Here is a 23813-nt window from a genome sequence, read left to right on the forward strand (position 1 = left end):
AGCCTGCGGCCGAACGGTGTTTTCCGGACTTAGGGTGTCGGTGTGTGGCGCCTCGATAGAAAACAAGATGACGACGACATCCTGTCGACCAACCCGGATGCTCCGTCGGGTGAGCCGCGGAATGCGGTCTCCCCGCAGACCGTGAGCCTCGGGGATCCCTCGGTCGTCGCGGGAAACATCGCCGAGCCGGTCTGGAACCGATGGCGCACCGAACTCGCCGAGATCGGCGGGCGCTCGCCTCTGTTGCACTTCGCCGACGAGCCGCGCACCCGCATCGAACTGAGCCAGGCCCACCCCGGAGGACTCCCGCAGTTCATCACCGGGAAGTCCACCCTGCTCTCCAACCTCATCCGCGACGAACTCGCGCTGCGCAACGCCCGCCTCGCGGCCGGTGAGATCACCCAGAAGGGCATCGAACTGCGCTCCATGCGCGGCATCGAATCGGTGCACCTGGGCATCGGCCTCGCCGAATGGCGCTTCGGCGACGTCGACTTCCTCGGCCCGGTGCTGCTCCGCCCGCTCGCGATCCGCCGCTACGGCCGCGACTTCGAGCTGAAGCTCAAGGGCCAGCCGTTCCTGAATCCCGAACTCGGCCGCGCGCTGCACGAGCAGTTCCAGATCACCCTCGACGCCGACGCCTTCGTCGCGCTCGCCGTGACCAACGGCGCCTTCAAACCGCAGCCCGTGATCGACCGCCTCCGCGGCCTCACCTCGCACCTGCCCTGGTTCAACGTCACCCCGCGCCTCGTCGCATCGTCCTTCGCCGACGTCGGCCGGGCCATGAAGGCGGATGCCGCGCACCTCGAGCATCCGCTGCTCGACGCGATCGCGGGGAACCCGAGCGCCCGACAGGCCATCGAGGGCGCATACAACCCCGTCGTGCCGATCGGCCAGGACTCCCGGCCGCCCGCGACCGACGTGCTGCTGCTCGACGCAGACCCCGAACAGGAGAACGTCGTCGCGCAGATCGCGGCAGGGAACTCCCTCGTCGTCAAGACCCTGCCCGGTACCGGAGGCACCCAGACGATCGTCAACGCGATCGGCTCCCTGATCTCCCAGCACAAGCGTGTCCTCGTCGTGAGCGCCCGCCGCTCGAGCCTCGACGGCATCAACCAGCGCCTCACCCAGGTCGGCCTCCCCGGCGTCGCCGTCACCCCACGGCTGCTGCGCCGCGACCTGATCGCCTCGATCACCCGCAACGAGAAGGCCGTCCAGCCGATGGTCGGCGACGTCGACGACGCCCTCGTGCGGCTCCGCAAGGTGCTGCTCGACTACCGCGGCGCCCTCACCCGGCGCGACCCTGCCCTCGGCGTCTCCGTGCTCGACGCCCTCGGCGAACTCGCGAGGCTCGCCCAGCTGTCCTCCCCGCCGTCGACGACCGCCCGGCTCGAGCGGCACGCGCTCGAGCGCCTCGCCCAGAACCGGGCGACCGCGGCGCAGACGCTGATCAAGGCGGCCGCGCTCGGCCAGTTCCGTTACGGTCCAGGCGACTCGCCCTGGTACGGGGCGTCCTTCGCGGTGCCGGCCGAGGCATCCGCTGCCCACCAGCTCGCCAAGCGGGTCAACCAGGTCGAGCTGCCGCGCCTGCTCGAGCGTGCCGCCGGCCTCGTCGGCCAGACCCGGCTGCGGCCCTTCGAAACCATCGCAGAGCTCGGCGTGTACCTGCGGCTGCTGCTCGACATCCGCGACACCCTCGACAAGTTCCAGCCGGCCGTGTTCGACCGTTCGCTCACCGAGCTCATCTCGGCGACCTCCGCCCGCCGCGACTCTCCGGACATGACCGGCACCAGCCGCCGGCGCCTGCGCCGCCTCGCCGAGGAATACCTGCGGCCGGGCGTGCACGTCACCGACCTGAACGACAGCCTCCGCCGGATCCAGCAGCAGCGCACCCTCTGGCAGCGCTACGTCGTCGCCGGCGTCATGCCGGAGGTGCCCGTCGGGATCTCCGACGTCCACGTCGCCTTCCAGCGCGTCTCCGAGGACCTCGCGGCTCTCGACATCCCACTGCGCAACACCGGCACGAACCGGCAGCTCGCGATGCGCCCGGTCAAGGAACTGATCTACACGATCTCCGGCCTCGCCGCCGAGAGCGAGGTGCTCGCCAACCTGCACGAGCGCACCGCGCTGCTCGCAACGCTGCGCGAACACAACCTCGACCCCCTGATGACCGACCTCGCGAAGCGGCACGTCTCAGAGGAGAACGTCGCCAACGAACTCGAGCTCGCCTGGTGGCAGTCCGTGCTCGAGACCATGCTCGGTGCCGACAAGGCGCTCCTGAACGCGAACACCCAGGTGCTCGACCGGCTCGAGGCCGACTTCCGTCTCGTCGACGAGGCCCACGCGTCGACGACCGGGCAGCGCCTCGGCTGGCTCCTCGCCGAAACCTGGAAGATCGGCATCGTCGACTGGCCCGAGGAGGCCGACCGCCTTCGCCGCCTGCTGCGCGCCGACCGCGCGACCCCGTCCCGCCTGAACAAGGCGGCCCCGCACCTCGGCCGCGTGCTCGCCCCGGTCTGGCTCGCCTCGCCGTACGAGGTCTCCAAGCTCGACGACCAGCACTTCGACGCCGTGCTCCTCGTCGACGCCGGCGCGACGACCCTCGCCGAGAACGTCGGCGCCATCCGTCGCGGCAAGCAGATCGTGGCCTTCGGCGACCCCGTCACCCAGACGCCGTCGCCGTTCGAGACCGGTATCACGGATGCCGGCGGCGGCACGAACGCCAACGCGCGCGTCAGCCGCGTCAGCCTCGCAGACCGCGCAGAGCGCGAAACCAACGTCGACGCCCTGCACGCGGACTCCGCCCTCGCCCGCCTCGGCGAACTGCTGCCCACCCTCACCCTGACCCGCAGTTACCGGGCCGGCGGCGAAGACCTCACCGAACTCGTCAACCACCGCTTCTACGGTGGCCGCATCGACTCCCTCCCGTGGGCAGGCAGCTACCTCGGTCACGGCAGCCTCACCCTGAACTACGTCGCGGGCGGCCACGGCATGCCCGACGCCGACAGCGGAGCCGTCGAGAGCGTCGACGCCGAGGTCACGAAGGTCGTCGACCTCGTGCTCGACCACGCCGTCAAGCGCCCGCGCGAATCGCTCATGGTGATCACCGCGAGCGCACGCCACGCCGTTCGCGTGCACCAGGCGGTGCTTTCCGCCTTCTCCAAGCGCACAGACCTGGCCGACTTCATCCTCAAGGACCGGGCCGAACCGTTCACCGTGCTCACCCTCGAACAGGCCGTCGCCCAGAGCCGCGACCGGGTGATCTTCTCGATCGGCTACGGCCGCACCCCGCACGGACGCCTGCTGACCAACTTCGGCTCGCTCGGCGAACCCGGCGGCGACCGCCTGCTCGCGATCGGCATGACCCGGGCCCGCCGCGCCATGGACATCGTCTCCTGCTTCCGCCCCGCCGACATCGACGAGGACCGCCAGCGCCACGGCATCCTCGCCCTCGCCCAGGTGCTCACCGAGACCGAAGCCAGGCACAACGAGGCGCAGGTCCCCGATGCCACCGAGCCGATGCTCGTCGACCTCGCCCAGCGCCTCGAACGCCTCGGCGTCACCGTGACGCTCGGCCATCGCGGCAAGCTCGCCCTCGCGGGCTCGCACGCCGGTCGAGCCGTCGTCGTCGAAACGGATGCCGTCGTCGACCGGGCGAGCCTGCGCGAGTCGCTGAGGCTCCGTCCAGAGGTGCTGCGGCGACTCGGCTGGCACTACCTGCGGGTGCACTCCTTCGAACTGTTCAGCAACCCGGACGCCGTCGCCACCCGCGTCGCCGGCCTCGTCGGCGTCACACCCCCCACGCCGCCGGCAGCTCAGTACCCGCACGCGTGACGGACGGCGCCCGCGCCCTCGTGACTGCAGTGCCGTCCGGGGAAGACCTGAAGGACCTGTCGTGAAAGACACCGACGACTGGGTCGAAACCCCGGAGAGTGCCGCCGACCGGTCGCACGGACTCGACCCGGCGAATCCCGCGTCAGCGCCGCGCCAGTCCGTCGTGAAAGCCCGCGGCGGAGCCCGCCGGGCGCGCCTGACGCCGGCGCCGGACACGGATCCGAACCCGCACCCGCCGGTCCTGCGCGAGGAGGGCGGCGTCGCACCGCACGTCGCCGGAACCGAGCCGTCACGGAGCGCGAACGAGGCCCAGTTGCGTCAGGACCGCCCGCCGCACTGGTAGCCTGCGCCCGGCATCCGCCGTTGCGTACGCGCTTCTGACGCTACGGCAGGCACGCCGGAGGAGAGCTACCTCGGGGACGGGCCGGTGTCGGGCTTGGCGGCGTCCGCGGCGAGGAGGTCGCGGATCTGGGTGAGCAGGTCGAGCTCGGTCGCGGGGACGGTCGCGTCCTTCGGCGGCAGGCCTGCCGCTCGGCGGCGCTCCTGCGCCTCCTTGAGCTTGTTGATCGGCATCACGAACACGAAATACACGACGGCTGCGATGAGCAGGAAGTTGATGATCGCCGCGAGCACGAGCCCGAAGGACAGGCTGCCGCCGCCGGGCAACGGGACATTCATCGATTTGGAGATGTCTTCCGCGTTGAAGATCGCCGCGATCAACGGGTTGAAGATCCCGGTGACGATGGCGGTGACGACGGACGTGAACGCCGCGCCGATGACGACCGCGACCGCGAGGTCGATCACGTTGCCGCGCATGATGAATTCTTTAAAGCCCTGGATCATGGGGATCCTCCTTAGGGTTTTGCGGACGGGGCCGCACTCGAAGTGGGGGTCGAACGTGATGCTGATGATACCGATGACGACGACGGGCCGGCGGATGCCCCGCCCGACTTCTCGGACGACGCGCCCGACTTCTTCTCCGACTTCTCGGCCTTCTTGGGCTTGTCAGAACCCTTGTCGGAGTGCGAACCCTTCTCGCCGTGCGACGCGGCGTCCGCGTGCGACTTGGCGTGCTTCTTCGGGTGCGCCTGCAGGGCCGCCTTCGCGTCCGAGCGGGAGTCGTTCTGGTAGAAGCCCGAACCGGTGAAGCTCACGCCGATCGAGGAGAACACCTTGCGCAGCTTGCCGCCGCAGGTCGGGCAGACGGTCAGCGTGTCGTCGGTGAAGGCTTGCTGGATATCGAACGCGGTGTCGCACTCGGTGCAACGGTAGGAATAGGTAGGCACTGAAACTCCGGCTGTAGGAACCCGGCGCGCGCCGGGAACCCTGATTGAAATAGATGAACGTGAGGGTGGATGAGTTAGAAGGTGATGATGCGCGTGGGCGTGACCAGGCCGTCGACGGGCTGGTCGTGCACTTCACGCGGCACGGAGTCGACGTATTCGTTGTCGAAGACGACGGCGTAGACCGGGGGACATTTCTCCATCGACCCGAGGGTCTTGTCGTAGTAGCCGCGGCCCCAGCCCATCCGCAGCCCGGTCGTGTCGACGGCGGCCGCGGGGACGATGATCAGGTCGACGTCATTGATCGCGATCGGCCCGAGCAGGCTGCCCGCGGGTTCTGGCATCCCGGAGACACCGGGGAATTCGGTCTGGTCCTCGCCGACGGTCCAGTCGAGCAGGCCGTCGTCCCGGGAGACCGGGAAGAGCACCCGGATGCCCTGGGCCTCGGCCCAGTTCACGAACGGCCGGGTATTGGGTTCGTTCCTGGCGGACAGGTAGCAGGAAATGGAGCGAGCGCTGAGGTCGACGACGATGCTCTGCAGGTTCGCGGTGAAGCCCGCCGTCGCGGCATCCGTCTCGACCGAGGTCATGTTCTGCCGGCGCTCACGCAGTTCGGCGCGGAGCGCCCGCTTTCGGTGAACGGTCTCGGAGTCCATATAAGTCATCCTAGATGCCGATAGCGTAGGGGCCATGGGTACACGCATCACGAAAGCCGTCATTCCCGTTGCTGGTCTGGGAACTCGCTTCCTCCCGGCCACGAAAGCAATGCCGAAGGAGATGCTCCCCGTCGTCGACAAACCGGCGATCCAGTACGTCGTCGAAGAGGCCGTCGCGGCCGGCCTGAACGACGTCCTGATGATCACCGGGCGCAACAAGAACGCCCTGGAGAACCACTTCGACCGGATGACCGAGCTCGAGGATGTCCTGATCCAGAAGGGCGACAAGGACCGCCTCGCCAAGGTTCAGTTCGCGACAGACCTCGCCGACATCCACTACGTTCGCCAGGGCGACCCGCTCGGCCTCGGCCACGCCGTCCTCCGCGCGAAGATGCACGTCGGAAACGAGGCCTTCGCCGTGCTCCTCGGCGACGACATCATCGATGCCCGCGACCCGCTGCTCGAGAAGATGCTCACCGAGCAGGTCGAACGCAACACGAGCGTCATCGCGCTCATGGAGGTCGAGCCCTCGCAGATCCACCTCTACGGTTGCGCCGCGATCGAGGCCACCGACGACCCCGACGTCGTGCGCATCACCGGCCTCGTCGAGAAGCCCGCTGAAGCGGATGCCCCGTCGAGCCTCGCCATCATCGGCCGGTATGTGCTCCGCCCCTCGGTCTTCGGCGTGCTCGAGCACACCGAGCCGGGCAAGGGCAACGAGATCCAGCTGACCGACGCCCTGCAGGAGATGGCGGTGAACCCCGAGACCACGGGCGGCGTCTACGGCGTCATCTTCCGCGGTCGCCGCTACGACACCGGCGACCGGCTCGACTACATCAAGGCCATCGTGCAGCTCGCCGTCGACCGCGAAGACCTCGGTCCCGACTTGCGCCCATGGCTCAAGGGATTCGCCGCCACCCTCGACTGATCGGGGTGACTCGGGGACTGATCCGGGTGACTACAGTGGGGGAACACCAGTTGAATCCGAGTAGACAGGCAGGTTGTGGCGATCGCGATTCCGACGCTCTTCGACGGTGATGTGACGTTGCGTCCCATCCGGCTGCGCGATGACAAAAACCTCGAACGCTCCCTGATGGAGAACCGAGGCTGGCTGCGCGCCTGGGAGGCGACCAGCCCGTACGCGCCGATGTCCTTCGACACCCGCGCGAGCATCCGCAGCCTGCTCGCGCACTCGCGCACCGGGAACGGCCTGCCGTTCGTGATCGAATTCCAGGGCCGGCTGGCCGGCCAGCTCAACGTCTCCTCGATCAGCTGGGGCTCGCTGTCGAGCGCGACGATCGGATACTGGGTCGCCGAGGAGTTCGCCGGTCGTTCGATCACCCCGATCGCCGTGGCCCTCGCGACCGACTACTGCTTCGGGCAGCTCGGCCTGCACCGGATGGAGATCTGCATCCGGCCGGAGAACGGCCCCTCCCTGCGCGTCGTCGAGAAGCTCGGCTTCCGTTACGAGGGCCTCCGCCGCCGCTACATCCACATCAACGGCGACTGGCGCGACCACTTCTGCTTCGCCCTCGTGGCCGAGGAAGTGCGCCAGGGCGTGCTGCGCCGCTGGCGCGACGGGGCGGCCCCCGCCGATGCTGCGGCGGTGACCGCCGCGGACCGGGCCGCGGCGGCGCATCCGCTCGGTGTGGCCGAGTACTGAGCATCGAACCACAACCCGCGCACAACAGAGACGCCGCGCAAAAAGACACGCCGCGCAAAAAGAATCGTCGATTCACCGGCGAGTCGGCGGACACACCCCGTCTAATCAGCGCCGGAACGGCCCCTGACTCATACCGTAGGGAGCATGAGTAGCGAGGTCCTGGGTGGCGGAGTCATGGTGGGGGTCGCCGCCGTGCTCTGGGTGGCCTATTTGATGCCGACCTGGACCCGACGACGCCAATATCTCACGATCGAACGCAATGCGGTTCGGTTGCAGCAGACCATGCGTATCCTCGCGGAGACGTCGGAGATTCCGCAGGAGGTACGACTCGAGGCGAATGCCCGCACCGTCGTGACCCAGCAGAAGCTGCTCGCGCAGGCCGAGGAGGACGCTCGCGTCGAGGCCAAGGCCGTGATGGCCGCCGCGAGTTCCGCCCGCCGCGCGGTCGCCGCCCAGGCCGCAGCAGAACGCGCCGCCGCCGCGCAGGTCGCCGCGGTACAGGCCGCCGCCCAACGCGCCGCCCAGTCCACCGTCATCGGGCACGCAGCGGCCAGGAGCCGGCGCGTGCGCCGCGTGCGTGCCCTCGCGACCCTCGTGCTCCTCGGCGGCCTCCTGGGCGTCACACTCGGCCTCGTCGCCCTGGTCTCCGGCGGCTCGGCCGTCCTCCTCGCCGTCGGCGCCGCCTCCGGCGTCCTCGCATTCGGCACCCTCAACCGCCTCGCCCGCACCAGCGCGCACGCCAGGGCCCGGTCCGTCGCCGCGGGCCCCGCCGTCGCCGAAGCCCGCTCCCGGCCGCTCGTCGGGCAGGACTTCGAACCGGTGCAGTTCGAGGAGACCCCCGTTCCCGTGCAGACCTGGACGCCGCACCCGCTGCCCCGCCCGCTGCACCTCGCCCCCGGCACGGTCGCCCAGGTCGCCATGGCTTCAGCGGATGCCGCCGCGCAGCTCCGCCGGGCAGCCGCGGAGGCCGAGGTGGCCCGCCGAGCCGAGCAGCTGCAGGTCGCGGTCACGCCGCTCCGGCACACCGGAACGATCTTCGCCCAGGGCAGCAGCCTGGGCAGCAACGTGGGCACGAACGTGGGCACAAGGCCGGCCACGAAGACAGGGCCGGTCGCCGTCGCGGGCAAGGCAACGGTCGCCGCACCGGTCAGCCGCTTCGCGTCGATGGGCATCGTCGGCGAGACCGAGCCGGGAATGACCGACCTCGACGCCGTTCTGCGCCGCCGCCGCGCCGCCGGGTAGGCACTCGGAGGAGCGCCCCGTTCCGCCAGGAGGTCGCCGCGCACGGGGTGTGCTCAGAACGAGGCCCAACGCGTGATATTCTTCATAAGCGGTTGGGGGCTATGGCGCAGTTGGTAGCGCGTCTCGTTCGCAATGAGAAGGTCAGGAGTTCGAATCTCCTTAGCTCCACCGGCAAGACAGAAGGATCGTGGCCCAGCGGCCCCGGTCCTTTTGTCGTTTCCGGGGTGAATTCCAGCCACGACGATACTCGGCGACACGTGATGGTTGCGCGCATCAGTGCGCGAGCGGGCCGGGCTTCTGCAACTCCTGGGTGATCCGGTTCGCCTCCTCGAGGAGCAGGCGACCGAGGAACTCCTGTCGCTCCGGCCGGAACCGGGGCTCGATCCCGGTCAGGGACAGCGCCCACGCCGGCCGGCCGGACCGGTCGAAGATCGCCGCTCCCATGCCCCAGCTGCCCTCCAGGATCAGCCCGGGGTTGACCGCATACCCCGTGGTGCGGGTGAGCTCGAGGTTCGAGCGGATGCCCGCCGCCGTGTGCGCCGGACCCCACGTCGCTGCGAGCTCGCCGCCCAGCAATGCCGTCACCTCGTCCTCCGGCAGGTACGCGAGGATCGCGAGCCCGGCGGAGGCGACGCCGAGCGGGAACCGCACGCCCTCGTGCAGAACGAACGACCGGATCGGGAAGCTGCCCTCTTCCCGCAGCAGGCAGACGGTCTCCGCGCCGCGGCGGATGGAGAGGAAGGCGCTCTCGCCGGTCTCCTCGGCGAGCCGGCGCAGGCTCGGCCGGGCGAGCTCCTCGATCGGGTATCGGTCGGCGGCGACGACCCCCATCACGAAGATCTCGGGCCCGTAGTGCCAGGTGTGCCGCACGGGATCGTGGTCGAGCAGCCCCTCTGCGGCGAGCGAGGTGAGCAGGCGGTGCACGGTCGGCCGGGTCAGGCCGGAGTCCCGCACGATGTCGGAGAGCGCAGCCCCGCGCGGCGCGCGGCCCACGAGCCGGAGAAGCAGGGCGATCCGGGCCGTCACCTGGGCGCCCTGCACGGTGCCGCCCTGCACGGTGCCGCTCGGTCCCTTTGCGTCAACCGTGGTCATCTCGACTCCTATGTGTCCATAATGTGGATAATGGTGAGCCTAGTGTTCACGGGGTGGATGCGCAATCGAACGCACGGTTTTCCGCGATTGACAGGGTCTTCGCCGCCCGGTTAGCATGGCCGTCAGACAGCGTGTCCACAGGGTGGACACAGTGAATGCTCAATGAGGAGACGACCATGTCCACGGTACTGACCAGCGCGGCCGACGCACTCGGTGACGTCCTCCACGACGGGATCGTGCTCGCGGTGGGCGGCTTCGGCCTCTGTGGGATTCCCGCCGACCTGATCGACGCGGTGCGGGCATCCGGTGTTCGTGATCTCACGGTCGTCTCGAACAACATGGGCGTCGACGGGATCGGTCTCGGTCGGCTGCTCGAAACCGGGCAGGTGCGGAAGGTGATCGCGTCGTACGTCGGCGAGAACCGGCTCTTCGCCGAGCAGCTTCTCGCGGGCGAGCTCGAGGTCGAATTCAGCCCCCAGGGCACCCTCGCCGAGCGCCTCAGGGCCGGGGAGCGGGAATCCCCGCCTTCTACACGAAGACCGGGGTCGGCACCCTCGTGGCAGAGGGCAAGCCCCACGCGGTGTTCGATGGCATCCGCTACGTGCAGGAACGCGGCATCGTCGCCGACGTCGCCCTCGTGCACGCCTGGCGCGCCGACACGGAGGGCAACCTCGTCTACCGGTACACCGCCCGAAACTTCAACCCGCTCGTCGCGACCGCCGGCATCGTCACGGTCGCCGAGGCCGAACAGATCGTGCCGCGCGGCACGATCGACCCGCACGACGTGGTGACGCCGGGCGTCTACGTGCAACGCCTCGTGCAGGCGGATGCCCGGGCCAAGCCGATCGAGCAGCGCACCGTGCGCGAGCGCGCGGTCGTGGTGTCGGCCTGAAGGTCCGGTCTGAGCCGCCCGCGACCCACCCACCAGAGACCCCCATCCGATCGACACCCAGGGAGTACCCCATGACGTGGACCAGAGACCAGATGGCCGCGATCGCGGCCGGCGAATTGCAGGACGGCTTTTACGTCAACCTCGGTATCGGTTTGCCGACGTTGGTCGCCAACAACCTGCCTGAGGGGGTCTCGGTCACGCTGCAGAGCGAGAACGGGCTGCTCGGCATGGGGCAATTCCCCTGGACGGGCGAGGAGGACGCCGACCTGATCAACGCGGGCAAGCAGACCGTGACGATCCTGCCGGGCGGATCCGTCTTCGACTCGGCGACCTCGTTCGGCATGATCCGCGGCGGCCACGTCAAGGTCGCGATCCTCGGTGCGATGCAGGTGTCCGGCAGCGGGGACCTCGCCAACTGGACGATCCCCGGCAAGATGATCAAGGGAATGGGCGGCGCTATGGACCTCGTCGCGGGCACCCCGCGGGTGGTCGTGCTGACCGAACACGTGGCACGGGACGGCGCCCCCAAGATCGTGACCGAGTGCAGCCTGCCGTTGACCGGCGTCGGGGTCGTCAACCGGATCATCTCCGACCTCGCTGTGTTCGACGTGACAGAGACCGGGCTCGTGCTGCGTCGCCGCGCCCCCGGGGTCACCCTCAAGGAGCTCCGCGCCTGCACGGAACCGGACTTCACCGTCTCGGAGACGGAAACCGACACCGCAACCGACACCGCAACCGACACCGCAACCAACACCGCAACCGACCAGAAAGCAGTGCGACTGTGAGCCTCCAGGAACAATTCGGCACCGACGTCCTCCTCGCCGGCTGGGGGCACAGCCGCTTCGGCAAGCTCAGCGACGACACCCTCGAGACCCTGATCGTGCAGGTCGCCGCCGAGGCGATCGCGAACTCCGGCGTCGACGCCGGCGAGATCGACGAGATCTACCTCGGCCAGTTCAACTCCGGGCTCGTTCCGCTCGCCTTCGCGTCCTCGCTCGCGTTGCAGACCGACCCGGCGCTCGCGTACGTTCCGGCCACCCGGGTCGAGAACGCCTGCGCCTCCGGCTCGGCCGCGTTCCAGCAGGGCGTCAAGTCCCTGCTCGCCGGCACCGCCCGCACCGTGCTCGTGATCGGGGCGGAGAAAATGACGGATGCCTCATCCGAGCGGGTGGGATCCGCGCTGCTCGGCGCCGACTACGACCTGGCCGGCCAGCCGTCGACATCCGGTTTCGCCGGCCTCTTCGCCGTCGTCGCCGAGGCATACGCCGACCGCTACGGCGACGTCGGCGACGTGCTCGGCTCCATCGCCGCCAAGAACCACCGCAACGGCGTCGACAACCCCTTCGCCCAGCTGCGCAAGGACCTCGGCGAGGACTTCTGCCGCACCGTCTCGGAGAAGAATCCGATCGTGGCAGGGCCGCTCCGGCGCACCGACTGCTCCCCGGTCTCAGACGGGGCCGCCGCGATCGTACTCACGGCAGGGGCGCCCCGCCGCTCCGGAGCCGCGACCGATCCCGTGCGGCTCACCGGCTTCGGTCAGGCCAACGACTTCCTGCCCGCCGCCCGCCGCGACCCCACCGCCTTCGCGGCGACCCGGATCTCGTTCGAACGCGCCCTGCGGATGGCGGGGGTGGGCCTCGACGAGCTCGACTTCGCCGAGGTGCACGACTGCTTCACGATCGCCGAGCTGATCATGTACGAGGCGATGGGGCTCACCCCGCCCGGCGAGGGCCGCCGGGCCGTCGAGGAGGGCTGGGTGTACCGCGGCGGCAGGCTCCCGGTCAACATCTCCGGCGGACTCAAGGCGAAGGGCCACCCGGTCGGGGCGACCGGGGTGTCGCAGCACGTCGTCTCCGCGATGCAGCTGACCGGCACGGCCGGCGACATGCAGCTCGATGCCCCGCGCCGTGCGCTCGTGCAGAACATGGGTGGAGTCGGCGTCGCGAACTACGTGAGCGTGCTCGAGGCCGTCTGACGCGGCATCCGCAGCACCGGTGTCGGGGGTGCCCGGTAGCCTCGGCCACGAACGAGGGAGCGGGGCATGAGCGGCACGGACATCCCGGCAGGAGGCGGCGGCACAGCGAGCGGCGGCACTGCGGTGCGGTTCCGCTGCGGCCACGGCGCCCCGGCAGCGGATGCCCGCATCACCCTGCACAGGGACTGCCCGCTCTGCGTGCTCCTGCGTGAGACCCGGCGCACCAGGGCCCAGCTGGTCGGCACGGTCGCGGCGGGCGCGCGCGGCGCCCTCGCGCAGGAGACCCGCATCGGCGCCGTCTACGACTGGATCTGCACCCGCGGCCACTCCCGGTACACCGCGACGGTCCGTGAAGCCCTCACCGGCCCCGGGTGCCCCCGGTGCCAGGCCAACGCCGCCGCCCCGGCTGCCCGGTTCGAGGGCGGCGTGCCGTTCATGAAGCCCGGCCTGCGGCTCGGCACCTCCGCGACCGAGCAACGGCTGCGGGTGGCGCTCGGGGAGCGCATCCGTCTGCCGCACCGAGTGAATGCCGTGCGCATCAGCCGCACCTTCTACGGCAAGCCCGAGGTCTGGCCGGACATCATCATTCCGGCGCTCCGGATCGCGATCGAATACGACGACCCTGGGCGCGACGGCCTGGCGCATCGCGGCCTCAAGGAGGCCTCAGACCGGGAGAAGGACGCGGCCCTGAACGAGGTCGGCTGGGAGGTGATCCGGGTGCGGGCGGGCGGCCTCACGGAGTTGGGCCGCCACAGCATCGTCTGCCGGGCGGTGACGACGGCGGTCGTCGACCGGATCCTGGAGCTCCTCGTCGAGATCCGGGGTTCCGAGGCCGTCTCCGGCATCCGGCGGGACCTGGCCTAACGGAAGAAGGGTGCCGCCCCGCCGAAGCGGGACAGCACCCTGTCTGCAGTGGAACTGAGCGAAACTAATCGGGCGGAAGCTATGCCTTCCGTGCCTTCTCGGCCGTCTCGTTGGACTTGGCGTGCTTGTCGGCACGCTTCTCCTTGAGAGATTTTCCGGCGACCTTCTTGGTCGCGTCCTTCTTGGGTGATTTGTCAGCCATGTGCACTCCTTCGACCCGAGCCCCAGCGGCATCGTCTTCCTCGACCCTACGCGGAATCGCTGGGAACGGCATCCGCTCGGCCCGGCCCTTGTGCCCGGGCGCGCCGGTCGTAGGCTGTGTGCGACCAGCCACCTGAGGGATTGAGGGAATATGAGCGAGAACGACACGTACCGGGCGATCTTCTACGGCGCCAACCCGATCGCCGCGGGAACCGAACGAGTACTGGAATACGTCAACGGCAGATACGCCCAGGAGGTCACCCTCGAAGTCGAGGAGGACGGGCAGATCGTGCGGCGCGTCTTCAAGCTCGGGCACGTCACCGAGGAACCGATCTCGTACCGCTACGTCGAGGACCTCCACGACGAAACCGGAGAGGCCGACGTCCCGAACTGACCCCGGGCTGCCGGACGGACAGGAGGTGTTCCGTTCCGGTCGAGAGTGACGCGCCGAACGGGCGCTCTCGACCGGAACGGTGCACGTGGCGTGGCTAGATGCGCTTGCCCGGGCTGCGGCTGAGCCGCACCGGAAGCGCCATCAGCGGACCGACGAAGCGGCGCTGCAGCCTGCGTGCCGGGCCCCAGACGAACTGCACGAGGTACTGGGCGAGGATCGCCCCCGCCGCCAGCGCCACGGCGACCGCACCGGCGGTCAGCATGCTGAGCACGCCGTCGATGTTGCCGTCGGAGAGCTGCAGCAGGCCGCTGAACAGGGTCAGCCCCGGTACGAGCGGCACGAGTGCCGTCACGACGATCACGAGCGGCGGCGTGCGCACGACCCGTGACGTGAGCGCGGCGGCGAGCCCCACTCCGACGGCCGCGGCCGCCGACGACCAGACCAGCCCGAAGCCCGCGCTCGTGCCGCCCAGGTACAGGATTTCGGCGAGCGCCCCGAGCAGGCAGACGACCCAGTACGCGCGCCACGGCACCTGCACCGCGAGCGCGAAGCCCACGACGATCACGACGGATGCCGCGAGCAGCGCGGCCACGTCGGCGAACGTCAACGCGACGTTGCCATTCACCCGCAGCACCAGGCCGAAGCGGGCGAGGAGGAGCGACGCCCCCGCGACGCCGGTCACGAGGCCGCCGGTGATGAGGAGCGCCTCCATCATGCGGGCGGTTCCGGTGAGGTAGAAGCCGGACAGGGTGTCGTGGACCGCGCCGAAGGTCGTGACCCCGGCGAGGAGCATGATGATCGTCGCGATCACGACGAGGGAGGGATTCGCGGACGGGTCGACGAGCGCGACGACAGCGGCCGTCATCGGGCCGATGGCCCCGCCGACGACGTTCTGGTAGAAGACCGGCACCTGTCGCCGGTCGAGCGCCGTCGTGATCAGGTCGATGAAGAAGGTCGCGATGAACGCGGCGACGAGCACGGTGAGGCCGCCACCGATCAGTACGGCGGCGCCGGCGCCGACGAGGCTCCAGCCGAGCCGACGCCAGAGCGCGGTGACCTGGGGCCGGGCGCTCACGATGGTCGCGAGGGCCTTGCGCGCGTCGGCGACATCGATGGGATTCTCGATGAGTTCGGCGATCAGCTCACTCGTGGCGGTGAGCTTCCCGTAGTTGAGCGAGCGGTACTTGACGTTGCGGCTGCGCGTGATCGACTCGTGCGTGCCAGGGTCTTCGTGGGTGAGGGCGATGATCGTGTGCGTCACGTTCGCCTCGGTGCCCTTGAGCCCGTACGCGCGGGTGATCGCTTCCATCGCGGCGGTGGCATCCTCGGCGCCGGCACCGGCGGCGAAGATGACCTCGGCGAGGCGCATGGTCAGGTCGAGGACCGCGCGGGTGTAGCCCGCGTTGTCGAAGACCCCGATGCTGACGGTGGCGTCAGACATCCGTTCGACGGACCTTTGTGGGGCCCGGCGGGGAGCGGTGGGGGTGGAGTGGGTCACCCCCAAGCCTAAGCAGCCTTTCCCTTGCGCCGGGACATCCGCACGATGAGGATCACGATGAGCGCCGTCACGCCGAGGAGTGCGATCCACGGCAGCGCGTAGCCGATGCCGACGAGCGCGGCGCCGAGCGCGCCGACCAGGGCCGCCCAGCCGGCCCCGATCGCGGTCCAGAAGTCGCCGGGAGCGCCGGGCGCGACGGTGCCCGTTGAATAGAGGGAGAGGGTGATCGTCGAGAAGTCGACCTGATCGGACAGGAAATTGCGCTGCGACTGCAGGCTTTCGAGGTCCGCCTGCCTCTGGGAGAGCGTGCCCTCGATCGCGATCAGGTCTGTCGTCGTCGTCGCCTGCTGCATCAGTGCGAGCAGCCGGTCGACGGAGGTCTTCAGGGCGGTGATGCGGGCGTCGAGGTCCTGGGTCTGCTGGGTGATGTCCGAGGCGTTGAGCGACACGTAGTTGAGGGTGCCGAGCTTCTTCAGGTCGGTAACCGTGCGGTCGAGGGCGGCGGCCGGGATGCGCAGGGTGAGGGTTGCGCTGGCCGGCTGGTTGTCGGTCGCGGGGTTCTCGGTGCGGCTGTCGATGCGGCCGCCGGCCTGCTCGGTGATCGTCACGGCGTCCTGCGTCGCCTTGATCGGGTCTTTTGCCGTGACCGACATCGATCCCGTCATGATCACGTCGCGTTGGCCCGACGCGACTTCGCTCGTGCTGCCGGCGACGGTGCCCGAGGTGGCGCTCCCTGCGGCGTCTCCGGCTTGCGGGGCCCCGAGGATCCCGGAATCCCTGGTCGTTCCGCCGCCCGTTGCGGCGCCGGTTCCGGGGTTCGTCACGGAGGAGCCGGCATCGTTCGACGAGCCGGAGGCGGAGCATCCGGCCAGCAGGAGCACGGCAGCGAGGAGCGCTGCGGCGGCGGGAAAACGTTTCATGGGGCAACTGTATGGCGCGCCCTGAGGCCACTGTCTGGACGCCGTCTGGGAGTCGAATCACAATCCCGTCTCGGTGTGGGCGCAGTTGTTAGGGTCGATTCATCGGCCAGGCAACGCCGGCCGAGTGCCACGGGACACACGTTCCACGAGACGCGCTCTCCCTGACACGCACGCTCCATGAGACACATTCGACACACGACGGAGGAAACATGGGATTCGCAGAGAACGCCAAGGACGCCCTCGACGCGACCGGGCAGAAGATCAGCCGGACGTTCGAGGACACCAAGGACCGGATCGAAGACAAGGTCGACGAGATCAAGGCGGATGCCGAGGTCAAGCGCGCGGAGGCCGGCGTCAAGCACGCCGAGGCCGAGCGCGACGCGACGAAGGCCACCAAGGAGTTCAAGGAAGGCCTGCGCGACGATACTTGAGTCATGGGATGGTGGGCGGCGATGAGGGATCGGTTCCGTCGACGCCGCCCGCCCCTCCTGCACATCGCGACCGATGAAGGCACGGGGCCGGTCGTCATCCTCGTGCACGGCATCGCCAGTTCGTCCGTGACGTTCCGGGAACTGGTGCCGCTGCTCACCCCGCGGCACCGGGTCATCGCGGTCGACATCCTCGGCTTCGGCGAATCGCCGGCTCCTGAGGGCTGCGAGTACCGGCTCGAGGACCACGTCGAGGCGCTCGCAGCCACGATCCGCTCGCTCCGGCTGCGCGAGCCGTTCGTGCTCGTCGGCCATTCCCTCGGCAGCCTCATCGTCGCCCGGCTCGCGGCGCTCCAGGCCTCATGGCGGGACCGTCGCATCCGGATCTCCCGGGTCGTGCTCGTGGGGCCGCCCGTGTACCTCTCACCCACGGAGATCGGCGACCGCTGGGTGCGCGCCCGGGTCAGCGTCTACCTGCGTGCATACGCCTTCCTGAGGGAGAACAAGGACTTCACCATCGGCAACGCCGCGATCATCTCGCGGCTGCTGCCCAAGGGCGTGTTCGAGATCACCGAACGCAACTGGACCCCCTTCGTGAAGTCCCTCGAGCACTGCATCGAATCGCAGACCTTGGTGAGCGACATCGCGATCCTGCGCGTGCCCGTCGACGTCGTCTACGGCAGCCTCGACGCGTTCATCCAGTCGGGCAGCCTGACCGTGATCGAGCGGATGCGCCACGTCTCGATGCACCGCGTGGAGGCGAACGACCACCTGATCCGGCCGCGCCTGGCCAGGGAGCTGCTCGCGGTCATCGAGACTGCTACCGGGGTCGACGACCGACCGGTGGACCCGGACGGGCCGCGCACACCGGCATCCGCTGTCGCACGCTGACCAGGGCGGCCGGCCGGGTGATTAGGCTAGGGACATGGACACACGCACCCTGGGAAGAACCGACCGAACCGTCTCCGTGATCGGGCTCGGAACCTGGCAACTGGGAGCGGACTGGGGGACGTCAGCGAGGCCGACGCGACCGCCGTTCTCGCAGCATCCGTCGACGCCGGCGTCACCTTCTTCGACACTGCGGACGTCTACGGCGACGGACGCAGCGAGCAGATCATCGGGCGCTACCTCGCCGGCGACGGCAAGGACGCCGGGATCACGGTCGCGACCAAGATGGGCCGCCGCGTCGACCAGCTCGCCGAGAACTACGTGCTCGCCAACTTCCGGGCCTGGACCGAACGCTCCCGCCGCAACCTCGGTGTCGACACCCTCGACCTCGTGCAGCTGCACTGCCCGCCGAGCGCGGTCGTCGAATCGGGCGAGGTCTACGACGCGCTCGACACCCTCGTCGCCGACGGCACCATCGCCGCGTACGGCTTCAGCGTCGAGACCTGCGACCAGGCCCTCGCGGCGATCTCCCGCCCGGCCACCGCGACGGTGCAGATCATCCTGAATGCGTTCCGGCTCAAGCCGCTCGACAACGTGCTTCCCGCGGCCCGCGCCGCCGGGGTCGGCATCATCGCCCGGGTGCCGCTCGCGAGCGGTCTGCTCACCGGCAAGTACACCCGTGCCACGACCTTCGCCGAGAACGACCACCGCAACTACAACCGCGACGGCAGCCACTTCGACGTCGGCGAGACCTTCTCGGGCGTCGACTACGAGACCGGGCTCACGGCGGCCGCCGAGTTCGCCGCACTCGTTCCCGCCGGACTCACGCCCGCACAGGCCGCGCTTGCCTGGGTCGCCCAGCAGGACGGCGTGAGCGCCGTCATCCCCGGCGCGCGCTCGATCGCGCAGGCGCAGGGCAACGCGGCGGCCGGGTCGGTTCCCCCGCTCAGCGCCGAGTTCCTCGCCGGCGTGCGCGACATCTACGACCGCCTCCTCCGCGCCCAGATCCACCCGCGCTGGTAGAACTCTCGCGGATGCTGGTGCGTGCGGGTGCGATCAGCCGAGGTCGTCGGGGTCCCGGCCGGTGCGCTCGCCGGAGTCGAGGGTCGCGATCGCGGCGAGGTCGGCCGCGTCCAGGCTGAAGTCGAAGACGTCGAGATTTTCGCGGATGCGGGACGGTGTCACCGACTTCGGGATCACGATGTTCCCGAGGTCGAGGTGCCAGCGGATCACGACCTGCGCCGCTGACTTGCCGTAGCGGGCGCCGATGGCGTCGAGTGTCGGGTTGCCGATCGCCCTGCCGCGGGCGAGGGGTGACCAGTCTTCGGTGAGGATGCCGTGGGCGGCGTCGTAGGCACGGGCATCCGCTTGCTGCAGCCAGGGGTGGAGCTCGATCTGGTTGACCACGGGAACGACATCGGTTTCGGCGAGAAGCCGGTCGAGGTGATGCGGGTGGAAGTTGGAGACGCCGATCGAGCGGGCCCGCCCGTCGGCGCGGATCGCCTCGAGGGCCCGCCAGGTGTCGACGTACTTGTCCTGGCGCGGGGCCGGCCAGTGGATCAGGTACAGGTCGACGTAGTCGAGCCCGAGCTTGCCGAGGCTCTCGTCGAAGGCACGCAGGGTGCTGTCGTAGCCGTGGTCGGCGTTCCACACCTTGGTCGTCACGAAGACGTCGCCGCGGGGGAGGCCGGCCCGGGCGATGCCCTGGCCGACGCCGGCCTCATTGGCGTAGAGCGCTGCCGTGTCGACGTGCCGGTACCCGGACTCGAGCGCGACCTGCACCGCGTCGGCCGCGTCGGCATCCGGAATCTTGTAGACCCCGAGCCCCAGCTGCGGGATGGAGTGGCCGTCGTGGAACTGCAGAACGGGTGAAGAGGTCATAGCTCCATTAAACCGGCCATGCAGCTTTCCGCGAAAGCGGGTGAATCGTCGGTTAGACACGGCCTGAACGACGATTCACCCGCTTTCGCGGAAGGGGCGGCCCGGCGGGGTGCGCGCTTCTCACGTGGTGAGAGGCGCGCTTTCGAGTCGGCGGCCCAGCACCGAGAGTATGAGGATCTCGTGCCGACCCCTCGGGGGTGCGGCAGGCCGGGCAACGTCGCCCGGCGAGAACCCGGGATGCAGGAGGTCACGGTGAAGGCTGTCCGGATCCATTCCTATGGCGCACAGCCGACCCTCGACGACGTGCCGGAGCCCGAGATCCTCGGCCCGTGGGACGTGCTCGTCGACGTCGGCGCCGCCGGGCTCTGCCGCACCGACCTGCACATCATCGAAGGCCAGTGGGATCCGATCCAGCACCCGCACCTGCCCTATACCCTCGGCCACGAGAACGCCGGCTGGGTGCGGGCGTGCGGCTCGGCCGTGCACAACGTCGCGGTCGGGGACACCGTCATCATGCATCCGCTCACCAGCTGCGGGCTCTGCCCCGCCTGCCGGGAGGGCCAGGACTCGCACTGCGAGAACGCCACCTTCCCCGGCATCAACGTCGACGGCGGCATGGCCGAGGTGCTGCGCACGAACGCGCGCGCCGTGGTGAAGCTCGACCCCGCGCTCCAGCCCCGGGACGTGGCCGCTCTGGCGGATGCCGGACTCACCGCGTACCACGCCGTGCGGAAGGCCGCCCCGGTGCTCTTCCCTGGCAGCCACGCCGTCGTGATCGGATCCGGCGGCCTCGGGCACATCGGCGTGCAGAGCCTCGCGGCGATCACGAGCGCGGAAATCACGGTCGTCGACCGCTCCGAAGCGGCGCTCGAGCTCGCCGGGCAGATCGGCGCACACCACACCGTGCTCGCGACGAGCGACGCGGCGGTCGAGAAGGCCGTCGCCGAGATCACCGGTGGCGGCGCGCACATCGTCTTCGACTTCGTCGGCGAACGCGGCGCAGAACTGCTCGCCCCGAAGTTGCTCCGGAACCGTGGCTCGCACTACGTGATCGGCTACGGCGGTACGGTCAGCCTGCCGACGATCGAGATCATCTCCCGCGAGATCAATGTGATCGGCAACCTCGTCGGCACATACACCGACCTTGTCGAACTGATGACCCTCACCGCCCAGGGCAAGGTCACCCTGCACACCGCTGTCTACCCGCTCGAGGCCGCCAACGACGCGATCGCCGACCTCGAGAGCGGTCGCCTGGTCGGCCGCGGCATCCTCGTACCCGGTCACGCCGCCTGAGCCCGATCCACCCCGATCCATCCGAAGGAGACCAACAGTGACGTTCCTCGAAACCTCGGAAGCCCCGAGCGGCTTCCTCGACTCCCCGCAGGCGCGGGCCCTGCTCGTGCGCGTCATCCGGGTGGCATTCCCGCACGCGCAACTGCCGGACACCGCATACGAGAAGACTGCAGACGCCCTGATCGCGCTCGCCGAGAAGACGCCACGGCACTTCCTCGCCCTGTCGTCCGGCCTCGCGAGCCTCGACACCCTCCCGGCCGGAGCGTTCCTCGACCTCAATGCGATGGATGCCACGGCCCGCCTCCGCGCGATCGAACAGACCGAATTCTTCGGCTTCGTTCGTGCGAACACCGTACTGACCCTCTACAACCTCCCGGAGGTCTGGCAAGCGCTCGGCTACGAGGGCGCATCCTTCGACAAGGGCGGCTATCTGCACCGCGGTTTCAACGACCTCGACTGGCTCCCCGAGCCGCGGATCGAGGAATACACCGGCGAACTGCGCTACGTCGAGATCGGCCCGCTCACCCGGCAGGTCGGTGCCGCGACCCCCGCGACCCCGGCTGCGGCATCCGCAGCCCCGGAATCCGCTTCGGGCAGGGACGAGGTGACGAAGTGACCGCCATCGACCACGACGAGGAGGCCGTCGTCATCATCGGGTCCGGAGCGGGAGGTGGCACCCTCGCCTACGAGCTCACTGCCCGGGGCATCCCGGTCGTCGTGCTCGAGGCAGGGCCCCACATCACCAATGCGGAATACGTCAACGACGAGTGGGCGGCGTTCTCGCAGATGGCCTGGCTCGACCCGCGCACGACGAGTGGCTCCTGGCGCATCGCCCGTGACTTCCCGAACCTGCCGGCGTGGATCGTCAAGGCCGTCGGCGGCAGCACCACGCACTGGTCCGGCGCCACGCCGCGCTTCCTCGCCCACGAATTCCAGGCCCGCAGCGCCTACGGCGGTATCGACGGCGCGAACCTGCTCGACTGGCCGATCACCCTCTCCGAACTCGCGCCGTACTACGACCGCGCCGAGATCGCGATGGGCTCCACGCACCGGCACGGTCGCGCCGCCCTGCCCGCCAACAACAACTACAAGGTGTTCGCCAACGGTGCCGCCCGGGTCGGCTACAACTTCTACGCGACCGGTCCGTACGCGACGAACGCCGAGCCGTACGACGGGCGCCCGGCATCCGTGCAGGACGGCTTCAACTTCCAGGGCGACAAGTCCGGCGCGAAGTGGAGCACCCTCGTGCGCGAGATTCCCCGTGCGGAGGCGACCGGCCACCTCGACCTGCGGCCGCTGAGCCAGGCCGTGCAGATCACGCACGACCGGACCGGGCGCGCCGATGCCGTGCTGTACCTCGATGCCGCCGGCGGCATGCACCGGCAGCGGGCACGCATCGTCTGTGTCGCCGGGAATTCGATCGAGACACCTCGACTGCTGCTGCTCAGCGCGAGCTCACTGTTCCCGGACGGACTCGCGAACTCCTCCGGCCAGGTCGGCCGCAACTACATGCGGCACACCACCGGCTCCGTCTACGCCCAGTTCCCCGACCCGGTGCACTCCTACCGCGGCGAGACCATGGCCGGGATCATCGCGGACGAGGCGCGCCACGACGAGCGCCGCGGCTTCGCGGGCGGCTACTACCTCGAGACCCTCTCCCTCGGGCCGGCGTTCCTCGCGGCCTTCGCGGACCCGGGTTCGTGGGGGCGCGACTTCACGTCGATCCTCGACGGCTACGCGCACACCGCGGGGCTCTGGATCGTCGGAGAGGACATGCCTCAGGAGACCAACCGGATCACCCTCAACGGCTCGGTCACGGATGCTGCCGGCCTGCCGGTCGCGAACGTGAACTTCGACGACCACCCGAACGACGTCGCCATGCGCGACCACGGCTACCGCCAGGCCGAACTGCTTTACGACGCGGTCGGGTCGATCTCGGCGCACCGCACCCCGCCGTATCCCTCGACCCACAACCTCGGCACGAGCCGGATGAGCGCACGACCGGAGGACGGCGTGGTGAACAAGTTCGGGCGTGCCCACGATGTGCCGAACCTGTTCGTGAGCGACGGGTCGGTCTTCACGACCGGCGCCGCGGCCAACCCGACGCTCACGATCGTGGCCCTCGCCATCCGGCAGGCCGACCATATCGCCGAACAGCTCGCCAACCGGTCCCTGTGACCGGGCTACCGGCTCCGGGATCCGGGACCACTCCGGCACCCGGACACCGTCCCGAACCATGCTCGACAAGGAGATGACGCACCCATGACCCACGACCAGATGATGAGAACCCCGTACGACCAGATCGGCGACGTGCCGACCTTCACCCTCGAATCGAACGATGTCGAGAACGGCCGGGAACTCGACCCGCCCCAGCGCAGCGGGATCTTCGGCGCCGGCGGCAGCGACACGTCCCCGGAACTGCACTGGAGCGGTTTCCCGGCGGGAACCCGAAGCTTCGCGGTCACGATGTACGACCCGCTCGCCCCGACGGCGAGCGGATTCTGGCACTGGGCCGTCGCCGACATCCCCGTTTCGACGACGAGCCTGCCGACCGGTGCGGGGGAGGAGGACAGCACCCTGCTCCCGCCCGGCGCCTGGCAGCTGACCAACGACGCGAGCCTCCGCCGGTACCTCGGTGCGGCCCCGCCGGCCGGCCACGGTCGGCACAACTACTACATCGCCGTGCACGCCCTCGACGTCGACACGATCGGGATCCCTGAGACGTCGACGCCCGCGTTCCTCACCTTCAACCTCGGCGCGCACACCCTCGCGCGCGCCGTGATCACGCCCTGGTGGGAGGCCCGCTGACCGT

Annotated in this window: 23 protein-coding genes, 1 tRNA gene and 2 pseudogenes; 18 read left to right on the plus strand and 8 right to left on the minus strand. The window is 69.5% G+C overall.

Annotated features, from left to right (window positions below; genetic code table 11):
• Positions 1-42: 42 nt before the first annotated feature.
• Together RGU41_RS01055 and RGU41_RS01060 are read left to right on the plus strand one after the other, a co-directional pair.
• Positions 43-3831, plus strand: a complete 3789-nt coding sequence (locus RGU41_RS01055) for an AAA family ATPase (RefSeq protein ID WP_134449325.1) — start codon at positions 43-45, stop codon at positions 3829-3831.
• A gap of 61 nt (positions 3832-3892) precedes the next feature.
• Entirely contained in the window at positions 3893-4174 is a 282-nt protein-coding gene (locus RGU41_RS01060; RefSeq protein WP_281535693.1) for a hypothetical protein, read from the plus strand.
• Positions 4175-4239: 65 nt separating this feature from the next.
• Here RGU41_RS01060 and mscL read toward each other — a convergent pair whose 3' ends face one another.
• The 3 genes from mscL to RGU41_RS01075 all read right to left on the minus strand — a co-directional run bounded on the left by mscL (position 4240) and on the right by RGU41_RS01075 (position 5770).
• Positions 4240-4674: a large conductance mechanosensitive channel protein MscL gene (gene mscL / locus RGU41_RS01065; protein WP_134449326.1), complete on the minus strand. Its 435-nt coding sequence runs from the start codon at positions 4672-4674 to the stop codon at positions 4240-4242.
• A gap of 11 nt (positions 4675-4685) precedes the next feature.
• Positions 4686-5117, minus strand: coding sequence for an FmdB family zinc ribbon protein (locus tag RGU41_RS01070; protein WP_322135259.1), 432 nt, complete (start codon positions 5115-5117; stop codon positions 4686-4688).
• Between the two features lie 74 nt (positions 5118-5191).
• A complete protein-coding gene (locus RGU41_RS01075; RefSeq protein WP_134558258.1) occupies positions 5192-5770 on the minus strand; it encodes a 5-formyltetrahydrofolate cyclo-ligase in 579 nt (192 codons plus the stop codon).
• Positions 5771-5804: 34 nt separating this feature from the next.
• Between RGU41_RS01075 and galU the strand changes: the two genes are divergently transcribed.
• From galU to RGU41_RS01095, 4 genes are all read left to right on the plus strand, one after another.
• The gene (galU, locus tag RGU41_RS01080) at positions 5805-6698 is read left to right on the plus strand and encodes a UTP--glucose-1-phosphate uridylyltransferase GalU (protein WP_134558259.1); all 894 of its coding nucleotides are present in this window, start codon (positions 5805-5807) and stop codon (positions 6696-6698) included.
• Positions 6699-6773: 75 nt separating this feature from the next.
• On the plus strand, positions 6774-7433 hold the full coding sequence (locus RGU41_RS01085) for a GNAT family protein (protein ID WP_322135260.1): 660 nt from the start codon (positions 6774-6776) through the stop codon (positions 7431-7433).
• Positions 7434-7577: 144 nt separating this feature from the next.
• Positions 7578-8675, plus strand: coding sequence for a hypothetical protein (locus RGU41_RS01090; RefSeq protein ID WP_322135261.1), 1098 nt, complete (start codon positions 7578-7580; stop codon positions 8673-8675).
• Positions 8676-8770: 95 nt separating this feature from the next.
• Positions 8771-8843, plus strand: a tRNA-Ala gene (locus RGU41_RS01095).
• 105 nt (positions 8844-8948) lie between these two features.
• Here the strand turns inward: RGU41_RS01095 and RGU41_RS01100 are convergent.
• Positions 8949-9767: an IclR family transcriptional regulator gene (locus RGU41_RS01100; RefSeq protein WP_322135262.1), complete on the minus strand. Its 819-nt coding sequence runs from the start codon at positions 9765-9767 to the stop codon at positions 8949-8951.
• A gap of 176 nt (positions 9768-9943) precedes the next feature.
• Between RGU41_RS01100 and RGU41_RS01105 the strand changes: the two are divergent.
• The 4 genes and pseudogenes from RGU41_RS01105 (at position 9944) to RGU41_RS01120 (ending at position 13498) form a co-directional block, all read left to right on the plus strand.
• Positions 9944-10659: pseudogene (locus RGU41_RS01105) on the plus strand (CoA transferase subunit A).
• Between the two features lie 71 nt (positions 10660-10730).
• On the plus strand, positions 10731-11444 hold the full coding sequence (locus tag RGU41_RS01110; RefSeq protein WP_322135263.1) for a CoA transferase subunit B: 714 nt from the start codon (positions 10731-10733) through the stop codon (positions 11442-11444).
• The gene (locus RGU41_RS01115; protein ID WP_322135264.1) at positions 11441-12634 is read left to right on the plus strand and encodes an acetyl-CoA acetyltransferase; all 1194 of its coding nucleotides are present in this window, start codon (positions 11441-11443) and stop codon (positions 12632-12634) included. Before RGU41_RS01110 ends, RGU41_RS01115 begins: the two co-directional genes overlap by 4 nt.
• Positions 12635-12700: 66 nt before the next feature.
• Complete coding sequence (locus RGU41_RS01120) at positions 12701-13498, plus strand: hypothetical protein (protein WP_322135265.1); 798 nt, start codon at positions 12701-12703, stop codon at positions 13496-13498.
• A 79-nt stretch (positions 13499-13577) separates the two neighbouring features.
• Here the strand turns inward: RGU41_RS01120 and RGU41_RS01125 are convergent, their stop codons facing one another.
• Entirely contained in the window at positions 13578-13700 is a 123-nt protein-coding gene (locus RGU41_RS01125) for a hypothetical protein (protein WP_255453709.1), read from the minus strand.
• Positions 13701-13850: 150 nt separating this feature from the next.
• Here RGU41_RS01125 and RGU41_RS01130 point away from each other — a divergent pair, with 150 nt between their 5' ends.
• Positions 13851-14093 (plus strand): hypothetical protein, encoded by a 243-nt coding sequence (locus RGU41_RS01130; RefSeq protein WP_134449337.1) that lies wholly within the window; start codon positions 13851-13853, stop codon positions 14091-14093.
• 94 nt (positions 14094-14187) lie between these two features.
• On the opposite strand, the gene RGU41_RS01135 is transcribed toward RGU41_RS01130, so the two are convergent.
• Positions 14188-15534: a threonine/serine ThrE exporter family protein gene (locus RGU41_RS01135; protein WP_134449338.1), complete on the minus strand. Its 1347-nt coding sequence runs from the start codon at positions 15532-15534 to the stop codon at positions 14188-14190.
• Positions 15535-15599: 65 nt separating this feature from the next.
• Positions 15600-16511 carry a DUF4349 domain-containing protein gene (locus RGU41_RS01140; RefSeq protein WP_322135266.1) on the minus strand — a complete coding sequence of 304 codons (912 nt, stop codon included), beginning with the start codon at positions 16509-16511 and terminating at the stop codon, positions 15600-15602.
• Between the two features lie 209 nt (positions 16512-16720).
• Between RGU41_RS01140 and RGU41_RS01145 the strand changes: the two genes are divergently transcribed.
• From RGU41_RS01145 to RGU41_RS01155, 3 genes and pseudogenes are all read left to right on the plus strand, one after another.
• Complete coding sequence (locus RGU41_RS01145; protein WP_134449340.1) at positions 16721-16942, plus strand: hypothetical protein; 222 nt, start codon at positions 16721-16723, stop codon at positions 16940-16942.
• A 21-nt stretch (positions 16943-16963) separates the two neighbouring features.
• A complete protein-coding gene (locus tag RGU41_RS01150; RefSeq protein ID WP_322135267.1) occupies positions 16964-17830 on the plus strand; it encodes an alpha/beta fold hydrolase in 867 nt (288 codons plus the stop codon).
• A gap of 34 nt (positions 17831-17864) precedes the next feature.
• A pseudogene (locus RGU41_RS01155) lies at positions 17865-18850 on the plus strand (aldo/keto reductase).
• Between the two features lie 33 nt (positions 18851-18883).
• On the opposite strand, the gene RGU41_RS01160 reads toward RGU41_RS01155, so the two are convergent.
• Positions 18884-19708 carry an aldo/keto reductase gene (locus RGU41_RS01160; protein WP_322135268.1) on the minus strand — a complete coding sequence of 275 codons (825 nt, stop codon included), beginning with the start codon at positions 19706-19708 and terminating at the stop codon, positions 18884-18886.
• A gap of 237 nt (positions 19709-19945) precedes the next feature.
• On the opposite strand from RGU41_RS01160, the gene RGU41_RS01165 reads away from it, so the two are divergent.
• The 4 genes from RGU41_RS01165 to RGU41_RS01180 all read left to right on the plus strand — a co-directional run bounded on the left by RGU41_RS01165 (position 19946) and on the right by RGU41_RS01180 (position 23809).
• Positions 19946-21001: an NAD(P)-dependent alcohol dehydrogenase gene (locus RGU41_RS01165; RefSeq protein ID WP_322135269.1), complete on the plus strand. Its 1056-nt coding sequence runs from the start codon at positions 19946-19948 to the stop codon at positions 20999-21001.
• Between the two features lie 37 nt (positions 21002-21038).
• Positions 21039-21617, plus strand: a complete 579-nt coding sequence (locus tag RGU41_RS01170) for a hypothetical protein (protein WP_174774654.1) — start codon at positions 21039-21041, stop codon at positions 21615-21617.
• Positions 21614-23179: a GMC family oxidoreductase gene (locus tag RGU41_RS01175; protein ID WP_322135270.1), complete on the plus strand. Its 1566-nt coding sequence runs from the start codon at positions 21614-21616 to the stop codon at positions 23177-23179. The genes RGU41_RS01170 and RGU41_RS01175 overlap by 4 nt, the downstream gene beginning before the upstream one ends.
• Positions 23180-23263: 84 nt before the next feature.
• The gene (locus RGU41_RS01180) at positions 23264-23809 is read left to right on the plus strand and encodes a YbhB/YbcL family Raf kinase inhibitor-like protein (protein ID WP_241975489.1); all 546 of its coding nucleotides are present in this window, start codon (positions 23264-23266) and stop codon (positions 23807-23809) included.
• Positions 23810-23813 lie beyond the last annotated feature (4 nt).

Source organism: Cryobacterium sp. 10C3 (assembly GCF_034314285.1).
In the GTDB taxonomy this organism is placed as follows: Bacteria; Actinomycetota; Actinomycetes; order Actinomycetales; family Microbacteriaceae; genus Cryobacterium; species Cryobacterium glucosi.

Coding starts and splice junctions, on each gene's coding strand:
- RGU41_RS01165 (WP_322135269.1), top strand. CDS start 19,946: ATGCAGGAGGTCACGGTGAAGGCTGTCCGGATCCATTCCTATGGCGCA.
- mscL (WP_134449326.1), bottom strand. CDS start 4,674: ATGATCCAGGGCTTTAAAGAATTCATCATGCGCGGCAACGTGATCGAC.
- RGU41_RS01140 (WP_322135266.1), bottom strand. CDS start 16,511: ATGAAACGTTTTCCCGCCGCCGCAGCGCTCCTCGCTGCCGTGCTCCTG.
- RGU41_RS01125 (WP_255453709.1), bottom strand. CDS start 13,700: ATGGCTGACAAATCACCCAAGAAGGACGCGACCAAGAAGGTCGCCGGA.
- RGU41_RS01110 (WP_322135263.1), top strand. CDS start 10,731: ATGACGTGGACCAGAGACCAGATGGCCGCGATCGCGGCCGGCGAATTG.
- RGU41_RS01090 (WP_322135261.1), top strand. CDS start 7,578: ATGAGTAGCGAGGTCCTGGGTGGCGGAGTCATGGTGGGGGTCGCCGCC.
- RGU41_RS01160 (WP_322135268.1), bottom strand. CDS start 19,708: ATGACCTCTTCACCCGTTCTGCAGTTCCACGACGGCCACTCCATCCCG.
- RGU41_RS01180 (WP_241975489.1), top strand. CDS start 23,264: ATGACCCACGACCAGATGATGAGAACCCCGTACGACCAGATCGGCGAC.
- RGU41_RS01100 (WP_322135262.1), bottom strand. CDS start 9,767: ATGACCACGGTTGACGCAAAGGGACCGAGCGGCACCGTGCAGGGCGGC.
- galU (WP_134558259.1), top strand. CDS start 5,805: ATGGGTACACGCATCACGAAAGCCGTCATTCCCGTTGCTGGTCTGGGA.
- RGU41_RS01150 (WP_322135267.1), top strand. CDS start 16,964: ATGAGGGATCGGTTCCGTCGACGCCGCCCGCCCCTCCTGCACATCGCG.
- RGU41_RS01120 (WP_322135265.1), top strand. CDS start 12,701: ATGAGCGGCACGGACATCCCGGCAGGAGGCGGCGGCACAGCGAGCGGC.
- RGU41_RS01135 (WP_134449338.1), bottom strand. CDS start 15,534: ATGTCTGACGCCACCGTCAGCATCGGGGTCTTCGACAACGCGGGCTAC.
- RGU41_RS01075 (WP_134558258.1), bottom strand. CDS start 5,770: ATGGACTCCGAGACCGTTCACCGAAAGCGGGCGCTCCGCGCCGAACTG.
- RGU41_RS01145 (WP_134449340.1), top strand. CDS start 16,721: ATGGGATTCGCAGAGAACGCCAAGGACGCCCTCGACGCGACCGGGCAG.
- RGU41_RS01130 (WP_134449337.1), top strand. CDS start 13,851: ATGAGCGAGAACGACACGTACCGGGCGATCTTCTACGGCGCCAACCCG.